The organism is Novosphingobium sp. (assembly GCF_040398825.1).
Taxonomy (GTDB): Bacteria; Pseudomonadota; Alphaproteobacteria; order Sphingomonadales; family Sphingomonadaceae; genus Novosphingobium.
In genome coordinates, this window is record NZ_JBBATI010000001.1 from 254,210 (window position 1) to 268,766 (window position 14,557).

General features: G+C 65.7%; 20 protein-coding genes. 13 read left to right on the forward strand and 7 right to left on the reverse strand.

The features are described 5' to 3' along the window. Window positions 1-3 precede the first annotated feature (3 nt). From ABWP89_RS01110 to ABWP89_RS01135, 6 genes are all read right to left on the reverse strand, one after another. Window positions 4-900: a lysozyme family protein gene (locus ABWP89_RS01110; RefSeq protein WP_353226586.1), complete on the reverse strand. Its 897-nt coding sequence runs from the start codon at window positions 898-900 to the stop codon at window positions 4-6. Window positions 901-996: 96 nt separating this feature from the next. Beyond that, window positions 997-1,374, reverse strand: coding sequence for a flagellar protein FlgN (locus ABWP89_RS01115; protein WP_353226587.1), 378 nt, complete (start codon window positions 1,372-1,374; stop codon window positions 997-999). Then, the gene (locus tag ABWP89_RS01120; protein WP_353226588.1) at window positions 1,374-1,670 is read right to left on the reverse strand and encodes a flagellar biosynthesis anti-sigma factor FlgM; all 297 of its coding nucleotides are present in this window, start codon (window positions 1,668-1,670) and stop codon (window positions 1,374-1,376) included. The genes ABWP89_RS01115 and ABWP89_RS01120 overlap by 1 nt, the downstream gene beginning before the upstream one ends. Before the next feature lie 101 nt (window positions 1,671-1,771). Further along, a complete protein-coding gene (locus ABWP89_RS01125) occupies window positions 1,772-2,293 on the reverse strand; it encodes a flagella basal body P-ring formation protein FlgA (protein ID WP_353226589.1) in 522 nt (173 codons plus the stop codon). Next, window positions 2,290-2,793, reverse strand: a complete 504-nt coding sequence (locus ABWP89_RS01130; RefSeq protein ID WP_353226590.1) for a hypothetical protein — start codon at window positions 2,791-2,793, stop codon at window positions 2,290-2,292. The genes ABWP89_RS01125 and ABWP89_RS01130 overlap by 4 nt, the downstream gene beginning before the upstream one ends. Beyond that, window positions 2,790-3,437, reverse strand: coding sequence for a MotA/TolQ/ExbB proton channel family protein (locus ABWP89_RS01135; RefSeq protein WP_353226591.1), 648 nt, complete (start codon window positions 3,435-3,437; stop codon window positions 2,790-2,792). Before ABWP89_RS01135 ends, ABWP89_RS01130 begins: the two co-directional genes overlap by 4 nt. Before the next feature lie 290 nt (window positions 3,438-3,727). On the opposite strand from ABWP89_RS01135, the gene flgB reads away from it, so the two are divergent. The 13 genes from flgB to ABWP89_RS01200 all read left to right on the forward strand — a co-directional run bounded on the left by flgB (window position 3,728) and on the right by ABWP89_RS01200 (window position 13,652). Continuing rightward, window positions 3,728-4,075, forward strand: a complete 348-nt coding sequence (gene flgB / locus ABWP89_RS01140) for a flagellar basal body rod protein FlgB (protein ID WP_353226592.1) — start codon at window positions 3,728-3,730, stop codon at window positions 4,073-4,075. Between the two features lie 3 nt (window positions 4,076-4,078). Next, entirely contained in the window at window positions 4,079-4,504 is a 426-nt protein-coding gene (gene flgC / locus ABWP89_RS01145; protein ID WP_353226593.1) for a flagellar basal body rod protein FlgC, read from the forward strand. Beyond that, a complete protein-coding gene (locus ABWP89_RS01150; protein ID WP_353226594.1) occupies window positions 4,501-4,776 on the forward strand; it encodes a flagellar hook assembly protein FlgD in 276 nt (91 codons plus the stop codon). The genes flgC and ABWP89_RS01150 overlap by 4 nt, the downstream gene beginning before the upstream one ends. A gap of 49 nt (window positions 4,777-4,825) precedes the next feature. Next, entirely contained in the window at window positions 4,826-5,659 is an 834-nt protein-coding gene (locus ABWP89_RS01155) for a flagellar hook-basal body protein (RefSeq protein ID WP_353226595.1), read from the forward strand. A 15-nt stretch (window positions 5,660-5,674) separates the two neighbouring features. After that, window positions 5,675-6,418, forward strand: a complete 744-nt coding sequence (locus tag ABWP89_RS01160; protein ID WP_353226596.1) for a flagellar basal body rod protein FlgF — start codon at window positions 5,675-5,677, stop codon at window positions 6,416-6,418. Between the two features lie 189 nt (window positions 6,419-6,607). Next, window positions 6,608-7,399 carry a flagellar basal-body rod protein FlgG gene (flgG, locus tag ABWP89_RS01165; protein WP_353226597.1) on the forward strand — a complete coding sequence of 264 codons (792 nt, stop codon included), beginning with the start codon at window positions 6,608-6,610 and terminating at the stop codon, window positions 7,397-7,399. Further along, entirely contained in the window at window positions 7,396-8,106 is a 711-nt protein-coding gene (locus ABWP89_RS01170; RefSeq protein ID WP_353226598.1) for a flagellar basal body L-ring protein FlgH, read from the forward strand. Before flgG ends, ABWP89_RS01170 begins: the two co-directional genes overlap by 4 nt. Window positions 8,107-8,191: 85 nt before the next feature. Further along, a complete protein-coding gene (locus ABWP89_RS01175) occupies window positions 8,192-9,262 on the forward strand; it encodes a flagellar basal body P-ring protein FlgI (RefSeq protein ID WP_353226651.1) in 1,071 nt (356 codons plus the stop codon). Next, on the forward strand, window positions 9,259-9,591 hold the full coding sequence (locus tag ABWP89_RS01180; RefSeq protein ID WP_353226599.1) for a rod-binding protein: 333 nt from the start codon (window positions 9,259-9,261) through the stop codon (window positions 9,589-9,591). Before ABWP89_RS01175 ends, ABWP89_RS01180 begins: the two co-directional genes overlap by 4 nt. Continuing rightward, window positions 9,588-10,949, forward strand: a complete 1,362-nt coding sequence (gene flgK, locus ABWP89_RS01185) for a flagellar hook-associated protein FlgK (protein ID WP_353226600.1) — start codon at window positions 9,588-9,590, stop codon at window positions 10,947-10,949. The genes ABWP89_RS01180 and flgK overlap by 4 nt, the downstream gene beginning before the upstream one ends. Window positions 10,950-10,981: 32 nt before the next feature. Next, window positions 10,982-11,914 (forward strand): flagellin N-terminal helical domain-containing protein, encoded by a 933-nt coding sequence (locus ABWP89_RS01190; protein ID WP_353226601.1) that lies wholly within the window; start codon window positions 10,982-10,984, stop codon window positions 11,912-11,914. 31 nt (window positions 11,915-11,945) lie between these two features. Further along, a complete protein-coding gene (motA, locus tag ABWP89_RS01195) occupies window positions 11,946-12,809 on the forward strand; it encodes a flagellar motor stator protein MotA (RefSeq protein WP_353226602.1) in 864 nt (287 codons plus the stop codon). A 6-nt stretch (window positions 12,810-12,815) separates the two neighbouring features. Then, window positions 12,816-13,652, forward strand: coding sequence for a flagellar motor protein MotB (locus tag ABWP89_RS01200; protein WP_353226603.1), 837 nt, complete (start codon window positions 12,816-12,818; stop codon window positions 13,650-13,652). 312 nt (window positions 13,653-13,964) lie between these two features. Here the strand turns inward: ABWP89_RS01200 and ABWP89_RS01205 are convergent, their stop codons facing one another. After that, window positions 13,965-14,516 (reverse strand): TetR/AcrR family transcriptional regulator, encoded by a 552-nt coding sequence (locus ABWP89_RS01205; RefSeq protein WP_353226604.1) that lies wholly within the window; start codon window positions 14,514-14,516, stop codon window positions 13,965-13,967. Between the last annotated feature and the right edge of the window lie 41 nt (window positions 14,517-14,557).

A 14,557-nucleotide genomic window follows, 5' to 3' on the forward strand; every position in this document is an offset into this window, starting at 1 on the left:
GCGCTAAAACCCCAGCGCGCGCATGCGGCCATAGGCCGCGCGCACCCCGGCGGGCACCGCAGTGGCTGTGCCACCATCGGCATCGCCGCCATTCAGCCCGAATGTCGCGTTCAGTGTTTCGGCCATCGATACCGGCCCCGCCGCAGCCGCGGTGGCGGCAAATTCCTGCGCCAGCGGGCCGCCGCGCGCCGGCGCCGGGTTCGGCGCCAGATTTGCCGCAAAGCTTGCCGCCAGCGGCAAACCGCTGCCGTCGATTGCGGATGGACCATCGCCGACGTCCTGCATCGCCGAATCCAGCCGCGCGCGCAGCAGGTCCATCACCTGGCCCACGCTGCGCGGGGTGCCACCGGCATAAAAGATCGCATGGTTGGCGGCGGCCGCGCGCGGCAGCAGCGCGCTTGCGCTTTGCCCCGGATCAGCGGCCAGCGCGGCCAGAAACCGCCCGGCGGCATCAGGGCCCAGGAAATGCGCGAGATAGAGTTCGGAATTGTCAGGATCGCGGCCCAGTGCGCCCGCCAGATAGGCGCGGGTGTCATTGGCCAGTTCCCCCGCCATCAGCGCAGACAGCTGCGGGTCCTGGCGCAAGGCCAGCAATTGTGCGCGTTGTGCCGGGTCATGGCCCAGATCGGCATCAATGCCGAACGCGGCGCCATGGCGATCAAGCGTTTTGAGCCAGGTCGATCCGGTGAACTGGTACAGCCCGGTGGCGCTGGACGTGCGCGCGCGCGCCGACGGATCAAGCCCGGATTCCAGCCGCGCCTGCGCCAGCAGATAGGTGAAATCGACCCCGGTGCTGGCCGCCGCCCGCGCAATCGCGGATTGCACCTGTTTGGGCGCGGACAGGACTGGTTGCGGGGTTGGCCGGGGTTCCGGCAGCATCGCAGCATCGCGCAAACTCAAGCGAACACACCTTTCAGGAAACGCGCGGGCCGCGCGGCTTCATCGGTGTTTTAGCAAGAGGCGTGCCAATTTGGTGCAGGGGTATCGCGCGCGCTATTAGCGCAGGCGGCGAACTCGCGCCGCATCGGCATGCGCGCGGTACAGCGCCGGCTGGCCGGTCAGCGCATCCAGCCGGGCCGACACATTGGCGGCGATCAGGTTGCGCACGCGCCAGTTGGTTTCATTCAGCCGGCGCGCCGCATCCAGCAATCCGCGGCATTCTTCATCGACAGCCGCGGCAGCGGTATCCTCCAGCCGGTCGCACAACGCGGTTTTGCGCACCGCACAGCCGACAATGCCATCGATATCCAGCCCGGACAGCGCCTGGCGTTCGGTTTCGAGCACGGCCAGCATCTGTTGCAGCGTGTCGCGCAGATCCAGCGGATGCAGGGCGACACCGGGCTGGCCGGCGTCGTGCGGGCTGGCGATCATCATCAGGGTGCCTTTCGCAGCATCATTCCGGCGGCGATCATCGCGTCGCTGATCCGGGTCGGGATCACGGGATAGGTTCCGTCATTGACCGCCTTGCGGATCGCATCCACCCGGTCCTGATCGACCGGCACGGTCCCGGCAGTGGTGCCGGGCGTGGTCTGCACCTCGGCCGTGGCGGCCGTGGCGGTTGGGGCGGAAGATGGCTGGTCCGCTGCAGGCGCGACCGGGGTAGCGGGCTGCAGGGGATTGAGCTGTACCGCACCGACCGGGCGCGATGCTCCGATATCAAACGAGGACATGGCTCACTCCTGACGACTGTGTCATGGCCAAGAACGGTCATGGTGCGGCGGGTTTAAGCCATGCTGAAATTATTTGCCGGGCCGTCGGGTGGAGCGGCAGATTATTGCACTGGCAGCTCGACCAGCCCCGGCCGCACCACTTGCGCCTGCACCGGGTCGGCCTTGGCCTGGGTGCGCACGCGGATCCACGCGCCAACCGCGCCGGATTCCAGCGCTTCGGCAGGTTGCGACACCGAAAATCCATCGCCGGTGACCGCTACGGTCACGGCCTGGCCGCGTTCGATGACCGGGGCGGCAGCAGTTTGCCGGGTGTTGCCGGCCACTGCGACATAAATGTGCCAGCCGCCGGCATCCGGGCATTCGACCACCACGCTGGCATGCGCATCGCCATGCCATGACAGCGCCAGCGGCGCCACACAGGCGTTCAGCCGCAGCCGCCGGTCGACCACCCGCGCCGCGCCACCGGGCGCACCGACCGGCGCACCGGTAAATGTGGCCAGTTCCCGGTCGATTGCGGCGGGGTCCTCGATCGCGGCGGCATGTGCCGCCGGCGAAAGGGCCAGACAACAGGCCAGCACCGCAACGGGCAGATGGCGAAACAAAGTTTGGGTCGGTTGGGTCATGCGCCATGCACTGCAAGGTGCGTGCCATTCGCTGTGACAGCGGCATCACCGGGATCGGCATCAAACCCGACCGCCGCGCTGGCGCCGGCGGGCAGCCCCGGTTCGATCACGATCCGCGCGCCGCTGGCCTGCAACCCGCTCTGCCGGTCAAGCCGGGCCGCCTCTGCCAGCGCGGCGGCGCGGGTGCCGGGGGCGTAATGCACCGTGATGGTCAGCCGCAGCCGCGGATCGCGCGCCACATCGTGCAGCCATTGCGGCAGTGGCGGCGCCCCTGCCCCGTCCCGCCACACCGCCACCGGTTCGGCACGCGGCAGCGGGGCGATGGCGGATGGCGGCGCGGGTTTGGCGGCCGGTTTTGGCACGGATTTCGGCGCGGCGCTGGCATTGCCCAGCGGGGTATCGGGCGCCTCTGCCAGGGCAGAGGCAGTGACCATGAACAGGATCAAGGACAGATCGGCCAGGATCGTCTGCCAGCCGACCCCGATCGTGCGTGCGATCATGCGGCGACACCCCGCCTCAGCCGTGGCGCGGCAGCGGCAAACTGGCCGGCGATCCAGTCGATCAGATCCTGCCGCACCGCCTCTTCGCGTTCGGCGCGGCGTTCGACCGCGCGCGCCAGCGGCGCCAGCAGGAAATTGGCCAGCAGCAGCCCGTACAGCGTGGCCAGCACCGACATCGAAATCGCATTCATGAATTGCGCGCGGGCGATGCCGCGCCCCGACAGCTGCGCCAGCGACACCAGCGTCCCGGCCAACCCGAACACCGGCGCCAGATCCGCCGCCTGTGCCAGCGTGACCGCGGCGCGTTGCGCGTGGCTGAGCCGTTTTTTGCGTGCAGCACTGTGGTGCGCCATCAGCACCGATGCGGAATGCCCGTCGACCATCGCCGCGATCGCGTTGTCCAGCGCGGGGTCACCGGTCGGGCGGGCCCGCACGCGATAGACGCCGTCCTTGCGCATGTCGTTGGCCAGCGGCGCCAGATCGCGCCGCACCCGCGCGGCATCGAACGCGGGTGCCGCCAGCGCCGCCAGTTCGCGCATGGTCAGCCGGCAATCGGCGCGCCCGGCGCGCAAGGCGGTCGCCAGCAGCGTACCGCCGATCACGATCGCGGCCGGTACGGGATCGATCAGATGGACAAGCTCCATGCGCGCGCGGGTCCTGTCTGGTGAATTGCCAAGGGTGCGGGAACCACCCGGCCCCGGGGGAGCACCGGATCGTTCCCGCGCCCATCAGGACGGCGGCGCGCGTGCGTATTTCAGGGCCACGGTGGCGCCGCATGCAAAACTTTGCCTCAGGCGCGGCAAAGCGGCAGGCCCTTGCCGCTGGTCCACCCCCTGCCCACGGCCAGCGCCGTTCTGGCACGGTTTGGCACGCGTTTTGCTTAAACCCCTCTGGACCCCTGCCCCATTGGCGCAGGCGCGCAAAAGGAACGATCATGGGCAACAGCCTGTTTGGCATTCACGGCATGGCGCTGGAACTGCGCGCACAACGCCTGGGCGTGCTGACCTCCAACATCGCCAATGCCGGCACCCCCGGATACAAGGCGCGCGACATCGATTTTGCCGGCGCCTTGCAGGCGATGAGCCGCGGCAGCGGCGTGGCGCAGGCGGTGGGCGCGGCCACGCAATACCGGGTGCCGGTGATGTCCAGCCTGGATGGCAACACCGTGGAAATGGCCACCGAACAGACCGCCTTTGCCGAAAACGCGATCGGTTATGAAGCGACGCTCAACATGATTCAGGACCGCGTGACGACCATCAACCGCGCGCTGAAGGGAGAATGACGCATGTCATCCGGTAACTCCGCCCATCCCATGACGCTGTTCGATGCATCGGCCCGCGCGATGTCGGCACAATTGGTGCGGATGAACGCGGCGGCATCGAACCTGGCCAATGCCGGCACCGTCGCGGGCAGCGCGCAGGGCGCCTATCGCGCGATGCGCCCGGTGTTTGCCACCGTGCTCGACACCCGCACCGGCATCGCATCGGTCAAAGTGCAGGGCGTGTACCAATCCGGCGCGAGCCCGGTGCAAATTCATGATCCCGACAATCCGCTGGCCGATGGCAACGGCGATGTCTGGCAATCGGGCGTCGATGAAAATGCCGAGATGATCGAGATCACCGATGCGTCGCGCCAATACCAGAACGTGGTCAGCGCGATGCAGACCGCCAAGCAACTGACGATGGATACCCTGAGGATGAAAACATCATGACCAGCATAACCGCCACCAGCGCCGCAGCCACGGCCAGCACCGCCGGCAAAGTCGCCAGCCCCTACAACAATCTGAACGAGACCGATTTCCTGAAACTGCTGACCACCCAGCTGGCGAACCAGGACCCGACCAACCCGGTCGACAACACCCAGATGCTGGCGCAGCTGGCGCAGTTTTCAACGCTGTCGGCGCAGAACCAGACCAACACCAATCTGACCACGATTTCGGACCAGATCAGCAAATTGACCGGCGTGCCAATCAAGGTCGGCTGACCGCGCAGCACCTGTTTCACACACCTTTTTCAACGAAAGTCCCCCGGCCATGTCCTATTACACTTCGCTCAGCGGGCTGGAAAACGCCCACACCGATCTCAGCGTGATCGGCAACAACATCGCCAATGCCCAGACCACCGGGTTCAAGAAAAGCGATGCGCAATTTGCCAACCTGGTTGCCGCCAGCGCCTATTCCAACCCCAAGGAAATCGTCGGGATCGGGTCGACGGTGTCGTCGATCACCCAGAATTTCAGCCAGGGCGCGATTCAGCAGACCGGCTCTGCGCTGGATCTGGCGGTCAGCGGCGATGGCTTTTTCGCGGTGAAATCGCCCATCACCAGCCAGATCGCGTTTACCCGCAATGGCAACTTTTCGCTTGATTCGACCGCGGCGGTGGCCACCGGCAACAGCTATATCGTTGATGCCAATGGCAACCGCATGCAGATCCTGCCGACCAGCGCCGCCGGCGCGGTCACCTCCACCACGCCGACCGATGCGGTGGTTCCGGCGGCCAACGCGGCGGGCGCGCTGTTTTCGGGCATCACCGTGGCGGCCAATGGCCGGGTCAACGCGTCGTACGCCGATGGCACCAGCAGCGTGGTGGGCACGGTGGCGCTGGCATCGTTTGCATCACCGACCGGGCTGCAACAGATCGGATCGGCCGATTACCACGCCACCGGCCTGTCCGGCACGGCCAGCTATGGCCAGCCGAACACCAGCCAGTACGGCGGCCTGCTGTCGGGCGCGCTGGAGGCATCGAATGTCGATCTGTCGTCGGAAATGGTCAACCTGATCACCGCGCAACAGTATTTCCAGGCCAATGCCAAGGCGATCGATGCCAACACAGCGATCAACCAGGCCGTGATCAACCTGCACAGCTAATCCAGGACATAACCGATGGATCGCCTGATTTTCACGGCCTATTCGGGCCTGTCGGCATCGATGGTGCAGCAACGCGTCATCGCCAACAACATGGCCAATGCCCAGACCACCGGGTTTCGCGCCGAATTGCTGACCACCACCCCGACCACCATCAAAGGCCCGGGGCTGGAGGCGCGGGCGATGACCGACGCCCAGGTGCGTGGCGCCAGCACGCGGCAAGGCGACGTGATGCAGACCGGCAATCCACTCGACGTGGCATTGACTGGCGACACCATGCTGGCGGTGCAGGCGGGCAACGGCGACGAGGCCTATACCCGCCGCGGCGATCTGAGCGTGGATGCCAATGGCACGCTGGTCAATGGCGATGCCCTGCCGGTGCTGTCGGACACCGGCCCGATCACCGTGCCGCCGGGCGCCGCGCTGAAAATTGCGCCCGATGGCACCGTGCTGGCGGGCGATCCGGCGCAGGCCGGCGCGGCACCGCAACCGATCGGCCGGCTGAAACTGGCGGCCATGACAGGGTCGGATGTGGAAAAGGGGCTGGACGGGCTGTTCCGCGTGGCCGGCGGCGGAGTTCTGCCCACCGATGATGCGGCCAAAGTCATTCCCGGATCGCTGGAAAAATCCAACGTCAATCCGACGCAAGTGCTGGTCGACATGGTGGCGGCACAGCGCCTGTTCGACATGCGCGCGCGCGTGGTTTCGACCGCCAAGGACAACGATGAAAAATCCACTGCGCTGCTGGGCCTGCCCGCCTGAGCCTGCTTTTGAACCATGTCGCGCAGGGCGCGACACAGACCACCCGCCCCGCCTCCCCACCCGACCACCATATCCTGATGGTATCGTTGGTGGTCGGGCTCGCGAGGCGGGGCGGGTGGTCTGTCTGCACGTCAGTGCAGCTTCGAATGACCTGACCACCCATATTTACCCTTTGCGGAGCAACCGACCATGCCGTCATCTGCCCTTTACGTCGCGCGCACCGGGCTACAGGCCCAGGACACGCGCATGCGCGTCATTTCCAACAACCTGGCCAACGTCAGCACCACCGGGTTCAAACGCGACCGCGCCAATTTCGCCACGCTGGCCTATCAGGATGCGCGCGTCGCCGGGCAACAGTCATCGGGCCAGACCGCCTATGCCACCGGGCTGAACCTGGGCACCGGGGTGGCGCTGCAGGCGACCAGCACCGACATGGCGCAAGGCACACTGCAATCGACCGGCAATGCGCTGGATCTGGCGATGAGCGGCGAAGGCTATTTCCAGGTAACCATGCCCGACGGGCAGACCGGCTATACCCGCGCGGGCAATTTCACCACGTCATCCGAAGGGCTGCTGGTGACCGCGCAGGGCTATCCGGTGCAGCCACAGATTACCGTACCGCAGGGTGCCGGGTCGATCACCGTGGCGCCCGACGGCACGGTATCGGCGCTGCTGCCGGGCACATCGGCATCGACCACGCTGGGCCAGATCACCACCGCGACCTTTGCCAATCCATCCGCGCTGCAGGCCGCATCGGACAATTTCTATATGGAGACCGGCGGCAGCGGCGCACCGCAAGTGGGCGCGCCCGGGGCGGCCGGGCATGGCACCGTCCGCCAGGGCTATCTTGAGGCATCGAATGTCAGCGTGGTGAGCGAACTGGTCGACATGATCGAATGCCAGCGCGCCTATGAGATCAATTCCAAAATGGTCAGCGCGGTCGATGAAATGCTGAAAAACGCAAACCAGAACCTGACATGATGATCGACACCCCGTTTGATCGTGCCGCCGCGCGCGCCGCAGGTCGGCCTTATCGCACACCCTGGCTGCGCTTGCTGGCGCTGGTGGCGCTGATGCTGCCCGCGCCGGCACAAGCATCGCGCCCGCAAAAAGGGTTTGAACCGACGCTGCCGACCGCACCCGCGATGCCGCCCTCGGCCGGCGCCATTTTCAACGTGAACGCCGGTTACGCCGCGCTGGTCGAAGGGCCGCGCGCGCATATGGTGGGCGATCTGTTGACCATCAACCTGGTCGAAAACCTCAGCACATCCAAACAGGCGATCGGCAAAACCGGGAAAAGCGGCAGCTTCAGCGTGACCCCGCCCAAGGCCGGGCCATTCGCAATCAACCCCAGTGCCCTTAATGCTGCGGGCACGGCGTCGTTCAACGGTCAAGGCGATGCATCGCAGAAAAGCCAGCTTGGTGGCGAAATCTCGGTGACCATCGCCGAACTGCGCCGCAACGGCACCGTGTTTGTCAAAGGGGAAAAGCGCCTGTTGTTAAGCCAGGGGAAAGAATGGGTGCAGATTTCGGGCATCGTCCGCATCGCCGATATCGACCAGAACAACACCGTGCGATCGGGCCAGGTGGCCGATGCGCGGGTGGTCTATACCGGCAACGGATCGATCGGCCGCGCCAGCCGCGAAGGCTGGCTGTCGAAATTCTTCAGCATCGTGAATCCCTTTTGATCCAGCCTGCGGGACACCAGCCATGAACGCGCTTTTTCGCCCTGTTGCCACCACCCTGCCGCGCATCGCGCTGCTGGTGATTGGCATGGTGCTGGCATGCATGCTGGCCCCGCCCGCGCGCGCCGACCGGGTGCGCGATCTGGGCGCGTTTCAGGGCGTGCGATCGAACCAGCTGACCGGTTATGGCATCGTCGTCGGCCTGCCCGGCACCGGCGATGACACGCTGGAATATGTGACGCAGGCGATGCGCGGTGTATCGGGCCGGCTGGGGCTGCAATTGCCGCCCGGGGTGTCGCCGGGGCTGAAAAACGCCGCAGCAGTGCTGGTCACGGCCGACCTGCCGGCGTTTTCCAAACCGGGCCAGCGCATCGATGTCACCGTCAGCACGATCGGCAAGGCCAAGGCTTTGCGCGGCGGCGCGCTGATCATGACGCCGCTGTATGGCGCCGATGGCCAGATCTATGCCATGGCGCAGGGCAACCTGGCGGTTGGCGGGCTGGGCATCACTGCCAAGGACGGATCGCAGCTGACCGTGAACGTTCCGACCGTCGGCCGGATCGCCGACGGGGCGACAGTGGAACGCGCGGTCGACAGCGGATTTGACCATGGCGACACGCTGCGCTGGAACCTGTTTCAGGCCGATTTCCTGACCGCGTCACGCGTGCGCGATGCCATCAACACCAGATTTCCGCAGACCGCCTCGGTCGAAGACGGCATGACATTGGCGCTGCGGCTGACCACCGGCGCCGATCACCGCGCCAGCCAGATGGCCGATATCGAAATGATCGATGTCACGCCCGGAGAAAGCGCCGCCAAAGTGATCGTCAACAGCCGCACCGGCACCGTGGTGATCAACAGCGCGGTGCGCCTGTCGCCCGCGGCGATCAGCCATGGCCGGCTGGTGGTGCGGATCGATGAAAAACCCCAGGTGTCGCAACCGGGCGCGTTCAGCGGGGGCCGCACCGCCGTCACCCCCAACAGCAAGATCACGCTGAACGAGGGCGACGCGCATGTCGCGCTGTTCAAACCCGGCGCCTCGCTCGCCTCACTGGTCGACGCGCTGAACAAACTGGGGGTCAGCCCGTCGGACCTGGTCGCCATTCTGGAGGCGCTGAAACAGGCGGGATCGCTGAAGGCGGAGATGGAAGTGCTATGACCACGATCACGTCCGCCCCAGTTCCCGCGACAATGGCGCCCGCCACGCAGGCGCCCGCCCCAACCACCGACCGTGCCCGCCTGCACCAGGCGGCACAGGCGTTTGAGGCGATCTTTGTGCGCGAAATGCTGACCACCGCGCGCGCTGCCAGTGTGGGTGACACGCCGTGGGGCAACGATCAGGGCAATGAAACGTTCAACAGCATGCGCGACGAACGCTTTGCCGACCTGACCGCGCGCAGCGGCGCGATCGGCCTGTCACGGCAGATTGAGGCGCAGCTGACCGGCAGCAACACGCCAGCCGCAGCACAAAAGGGCCCCCGCCCATGACCAGCAACCTGTTGTCGATTGGCGCCAGCGGGGCGATGGCGGCCGAAGTCGCGCTGAACCTGACCGGCCAGAACATCACCAATGCGTCAACCGACGGCTATGTCCGGCGCAGCGCCAACACGGTTGAGGTGGCATCGGCCAGCAGCTGGAGCGTGGCCAACGACCTGTCGCTGTCGGGCGTCACGGTCACCGGCATCACCCGCAACGCCGACACGTTTCTGGAGGCGGAGGCCCGCCGCACCGCATCCGACACCGCACGCGCCAACAGTACCGTTGCCGGCCTGACCGATATCGAATCCGCGGTGGAAAATTCGGGCGTGTTCACCGCAATCGGCAATTTTCAGAACGCACTGACCGCGCTCAACCAGAATCCCACCGCCACATCGCTGCGCGCCGGGGTGATCCAGTCGGGCACGACGATGGCATCGGCATTCCAGATCGCCGGGCAGGGCATGTCGGCCACGCGCACCGGGCTGCAGGTCGAACTGGGCCAGGGGCTGGCGCAGGTCAACACGCTGGCCACGCAACTGGCCAGCATCAACAACCGGATGTCGGCATCGGCCGGCAGTGCCACGGCCGCCAGCAATGTGACCACCGGCGACCGCGCCAATCTGATGGACCAGCGCGACAGCCTGCTGAACCAGATCGGCCAGTTCGCCAATCTGGCGACCACGATCAACCCCGACGGCAGCGCCAATGTCAATCTGGGCGGGGTGAGCGGACCGCCGCTGGTATCGGGCGTGACCGCCAACACGCTGGCATCGACCACCAATGCCAATGGCACGATGGCACTGGCGATCGGCACCGCGCCGGTCAGTTTGAGCGGCGGTACTCTGGCCGGAAACCAGGCCGCGCTGGTAAAGCTCGACCAGATCAGCACCAACCTGGATACGCTGGCCACAGGGATCGTCACCACGGTCAACACCCGGCAGGCCGCCGGGGTCAATCTGGCCGGGACCACCGGAGCGGCGCTGTTTGCCGGCACCACCGCCGCGACAATGGTGATGACCACCAGCAGCGGCAGCGCGATTGCCACCGCCACCGCGGGGTCGGGCGCGGCCAGCGCCGATACCACCAATCTGATCGGGCTGAACAATGCGCTGACCCTGATCGACCCGTCGGGCACGATGAACAGCCTGCTGACCGATATTTCGGGCGCGGTGCAAAGCGCAAAAACCACGCAGGCCACGCTGCGCACGCTGTCGGGCGCGGCGGCATCCAGCCTGTCGGCAGAGGCCGGCGTCGATCTGAATGCCGAAGCGGTCAACCTGGTGAAATTTCAGCAGGCGTTTCAGGCATCCGGCAAGGTCATGCAGGTCGCCCACGACATTTTCACCAGCATCCTCAACCTTCACTGATTTTTGCGACCCGCACCAACAAGGTCACCACCATGACGATCATCGGCACGACCAGCACCAGCAATTTTTACGCCACCGCCGCCGAACAGCTGGCATCGCTGCAAAGCCAGGCCAGCGCGATCAGCACATCGATCAGCAGCGGCAACCAGTTTACCTCTGCCTCGCAGGCCCCGGCGGCGGCGGCGCAGATGCGCATGCTGCAGTTGCAGGACAGCCAGGCCACGGTCGATACCGCGTCTGCCAACAAGGCCACCGCCAATCTGCAACTGGCAGATTCGGTGATGGGCCAGATGATCAACGACATCAACCAGGCCCGCACGCTGACCAACCAGGCCGCCACCGGCACCGTGTCGGACAAGGAACGCGCGTCGATCGGCACGCAGCTGGCGCAGATCCAGGGCGATCTGTTCAACCTGGCCAACAGCCGCGACAGCAATGGCAATGCGCTGTTCGGCGGCGGGGTAAAGGGCAATGCCTATGCCCGCGATGCCGCCGGCAATCTAAGCTATGTCGGCGCGGCCACGTCGCAGGCGCTGCCGATCGGTGGCGGGCAGACCGTGCAATCGAGCATGACCGGGCCCGAAGTGCTGAATATCACCGACGCGCACGGCAATGCCACCAACCTGATCGATGCGCTGGGCGCACTGGCAACCGCGCTGAAGGCCGGCGGCGCAGCCGCGCAAACCGCCGCGCAGGACGGATTGACCACGCTGGCCAACGGGCTGGATGCCACCACCACCGCACAGACCGTGGTCGGATCGCGCGAAGCGTGGATTGCGCTCAGCATGGAAAACCAGACCGCGCAGAGCACCGCGCGCGCGACCGAGGAATCGCAAGTCGGCGATACCGACGTGTCAAAAGCGGCGATCAAGCTGCAGCAATTGACCACCGCGCTGCAGGCCAGCCAGTCGTGCTTTGTACGATTGTCGGGACTGTCGCTGTTCAACATCATCGGCACCAACTGAGCCACCCCGCGTTTAAGGAGCGTCGTTCGTCATGTTTGCGGGTATTGGCATAGTTGTTCTGCTGGTCATGGTGTTTGGCGGGTTTGCCATCACCGGTGGCGCGCTTGGCCCGGTGATGGAGGCGATCCCGCACGAAATGCTGATCATCGGCGGCGCCGCGCTGGGCGCGACGATCACCGGCAATTCGCTGCATGAACTGAAAGGCCTGGGCGGCGGTCTGGCCAAAGTGTTCAAAGGCCCGAAACATTCGAAACAGGACCATGTCGACGCCATCGTGCTGTGCACGCGGCTGATGAAAATCCTGCGCAGCGATGGGCCGGTGGCGCTGGAAAGCCATGTCACCGATCCCAAAAATTCGCCGCTGTTTGCCGAATTTCCCAAGATCGTGGCCAATTCCGCGCTGGTGGCGCTGATCTGCGACACGCTGACGCTGATCGTGGTGTCATCGGGCACGCTGGAGGTGCACGCGGTCGAGGATGTGATGGACCACGGCATGAAAACCCATTTCCACGAACAATCCGAAGCGCACCACGCGCTGACCGGGCTGGCCGATGCGCTGCCCGCGCTGGGGATTGTCGCCGCCGTGCTGGGCGTGGTGAAAACCATGGGATCGATCGACAAGCCGCCATCGATCCTGGGCGCGATGATCGGTTCGGCGCTGGTCGGCACGTTCATGGGCGTGCTGCTGGCCTATGGCATTGTCGCACCGCTGGCCGGGCGGCTGAAACAGGTGCTCGATCAGGATGAGATGATCTTTCAGGCGGTCAAGCAGGTAATCGTCGCATCACTGCACGGCTGGCCGCAACCGCTGGTGGTGGAAAGCGCGCGATCGGGGCTGGGGCATGCGTTCCGCCCCGGGCTGTCAGAACTGCTCGACGCACTGCGCGGGCGGTAAGCAGTCATGGCCAAGGCCCCCAAGGGAAAAGAGCCCCCCCGCCCGATCATCGTCAAAAAGATCACCGTGGTCGCCGGCGGGCATCACGGCGGCGCGTGGAAGGTCGCCTATGCCGACTTTGTCACTGCGATGATGGCGTTCTTTCTGCTGATGTGGCTGCTGGGCGCGACCACCGAAAAACAGCGCAAGGGCATTGCCGATTATTTCACCCCCACGCTGGTGAAAACGCGCCAGGGCAGTGCCGGGTCATACGGCCTGCTGGGCGGTTCATCGCTGACCGACGTGGACAATTATCCGTTTCACGCCGGGCAGACCGGCACCAAGACCATGACCATCCCGCGCGACGCCACCGGCGGCGCCAAGGACGGCGGATCAAAGGCCAAACGCACCGCCACGCTGCAGCAACGGTTGCAACAGAAACTGGCCGCCAGCCAGAGCCTGGCCAAGCTGGCCAAACAGGTGCGCATGACGATGACACCCGAAGGCATCCGGCTGGACCTGATGGACGATTCGGATTTTTCGATGTTCCGGCTGGGCACCACCATCCTGTCCCCGCAGGCCACGCTGCTGATCCAGGCGATTGCCCAGGCGATCGCGCCCGAACCCAACGGATTGACTGTGCGCGGCCATACCGACAGCCTGCAATGGCGGCCGGGCGACGTCGCCAACAACTGGTCGCTATCTGCGGGCCGCGCCGAATCCACCCGCCAGGCGCTGATGCGGTTTGGTGTAGCCGAAGCGCGCTTCCGCCGCATCGAAGGCGTCGCCGCGCAGGAACCGCTGATCACCGGCGACCCCGCCGACCCGCGCAACCGCCGGATGTCGATCCTGCTGATGGATTGAGCGGGGGTGGGCAATTTTCGCTGATGATGGGACATGGGCTGAACGGGTGGAAACGACCCGGTCTTTGTCATTCCCCGGCCCGGCTAAGACGCTCAGCGAGATGAGCTTAAACGCGAGCGTCGCGCAGAACTTCCGCTTGGCAACGCAATACACGGCATCAAAAGCCCTTCCCCTCAGGGGAAGGGTTGGGAAGGGGTGTCCGGCGCTGCGGACGGCGCGCGACAATGCAGGCGCTGGACACCCCTCCCCAACCCCTCCCCTGAGGGGCGGGGCTCAAGCCTGTTCAAACACGCATCATCCCGCTCCACGCGGTCAACCGGCAGCCAGCGGCAGTGCCGATCGCGCCAGATCGGCAGCCGCCCCGCCGGAACAGATGTCGATCAGGGCAAGCCCGTCGCAGATGGCGATAACGCCCAGCGCGGCGGCCTGCCGATCCGGTCCCGCGGGCAAGTCCAGGCGTGGTTCGATCCAGTCGCGAAAGCCGGTCATCATCAGCGCGGCGATGGTGACAAAGGGTTCCTCTCGGCGCCCCGCGGCGGCCACGACTTCGATCCAGAACCGCATATAGGGTTTCAGCGCGGGCCGGGTGGTGACCTCTGCCGCGTGGCGCGCCAGCATGGCCGGTGACAAAGCCGTATCCGCCGGGATCGCAGCATTGAGCGCGACAATCAGCCGCTGCCCGATCTCCGCCACGGTGGCGGCCATGACCTCTGCCTTGTCGCGGAAATAGTACATCAGCATGCGGTCGCTGACCCCGGCCGCGGCGGCCAGTTCGCGCAAGGTCGTGCGTGCCAGGCCGTGTTCCAGCAGATGGCTGGCCAGCCGTTCCACCACCATGTCGCGTTGTTCGGTCTTGATAGCCATTTCGGTCTTGTAGCACTCATTACATTTCGCTACCGTGTAGC

What these genes read in the sequence shown, in the direction of transcription:
- flgC (WP_353226593.1), top strand. Translation starts at nt 4,079, where the DNA reads ATGTCATCCGGTAACTCCGCCCATCCCATGACGCTGTTCGATGCATCG.
- ABWP89_RS01135 (WP_353226591.1), bottom strand. Translation starts at nt 3,437, where the DNA reads ATGGAGCTTGTCCATCTGATCGATCCCGTACCGGCCGCGATCGTGATC.
- ABWP89_RS01125 (WP_353226589.1), bottom strand. Translation starts at nt 2,293, where the DNA reads ATGACCCAACCGACCCAAACTTTGTTTCGCCATCTGCCCGTTGCGGTG.
- flgB (WP_353226592.1), top strand. Translation starts at nt 3,728, where the DNA reads ATGGGCAACAGCCTGTTTGGCATTCACGGCATGGCGCTGGAACTGCGC.
- flgK (WP_353226600.1), top strand. Translation starts at nt 9,588, where the DNA reads ATGACCAGCAACCTGTTGTCGATTGGCGCCAGCGGGGCGATGGCGGCC.
- ABWP89_RS01160 (WP_353226596.1), top strand. Translation starts at nt 5,675, where the DNA reads ATGGATCGCCTGATTTTCACGGCCTATTCGGGCCTGTCGGCATCGATG.
- ABWP89_RS01200 (WP_353226603.1), top strand. Translation starts at nt 12,816, where the DNA reads ATGGCCAAGGCCCCCAAGGGAAAAGAGCCCCCCCGCCCGATCATCGTC.
- ABWP89_RS01175 (WP_353226651.1), top strand. Translation starts at nt 8,192, where the DNA reads ATGGTGCTGGCATGCATGCTGGCCCCGCCCGCGCGCGCCGACCGGGTG.
- ABWP89_RS01170 (WP_353226598.1), top strand. Translation starts at nt 7,396, where the DNA reads ATGATGATCGACACCCCGTTTGATCGTGCCGCCGCGCGCGCCGCAGGT.
- ABWP89_RS01155 (WP_353226595.1), top strand. Translation starts at nt 4,826, where the DNA reads ATGTCCTATTACACTTCGCTCAGCGGGCTGGAAAACGCCCACACCGAT.
- motA (WP_353226602.1), top strand. Translation starts at nt 11,946, where the DNA reads ATGTTTGCGGGTATTGGCATAGTTGTTCTGCTGGTCATGGTGTTTGGC.
- ABWP89_RS01115 (WP_353226587.1), bottom strand. Translation starts at nt 1,374, where the DNA reads ATGATGATCGCCAGCCCGCACGACGCCGGCCAGCCCGGTGTCGCCCTG.
- ABWP89_RS01130 (WP_353226590.1), bottom strand. Translation starts at nt 2,793, where the DNA reads ATGATCGCACGCACGATCGGGGTCGGCTGGCAGACGATCCTGGCCGAT.
- ABWP89_RS01180 (WP_353226599.1), top strand. Translation starts at nt 9,259, where the DNA reads ATGACCACGATCACGTCCGCCCCAGTTCCCGCGACAATGGCGCCCGCC.
- flgG (WP_353226597.1), top strand. Translation starts at nt 6,608, where the DNA reads ATGCCGTCATCTGCCCTTTACGTCGCGCGCACCGGGCTACAGGCCCAG.
- ABWP89_RS01150 (WP_353226594.1), top strand. Translation starts at nt 4,501, where the DNA reads ATGACCAGCATAACCGCCACCAGCGCCGCAGCCACGGCCAGCACCGCC.
- ABWP89_RS01190 (WP_353226601.1), top strand. Translation starts at nt 10,982, where the DNA reads ATGACGATCATCGGCACGACCAGCACCAGCAATTTTTACGCCACCGCC.
- ABWP89_RS01205 (WP_353226604.1), bottom strand. Translation starts at nt 14,516, where the DNA reads ATGGCTATCAAGACCGAACAACGCGACATGGTGGTGGAACGGCTGGCC.
- ABWP89_RS01120 (WP_353226588.1), bottom strand. Translation starts at nt 1,670, where the DNA reads ATGTCCTCGTTTGATATCGGAGCATCGCGCCCGGTCGGTGCGGTACAG.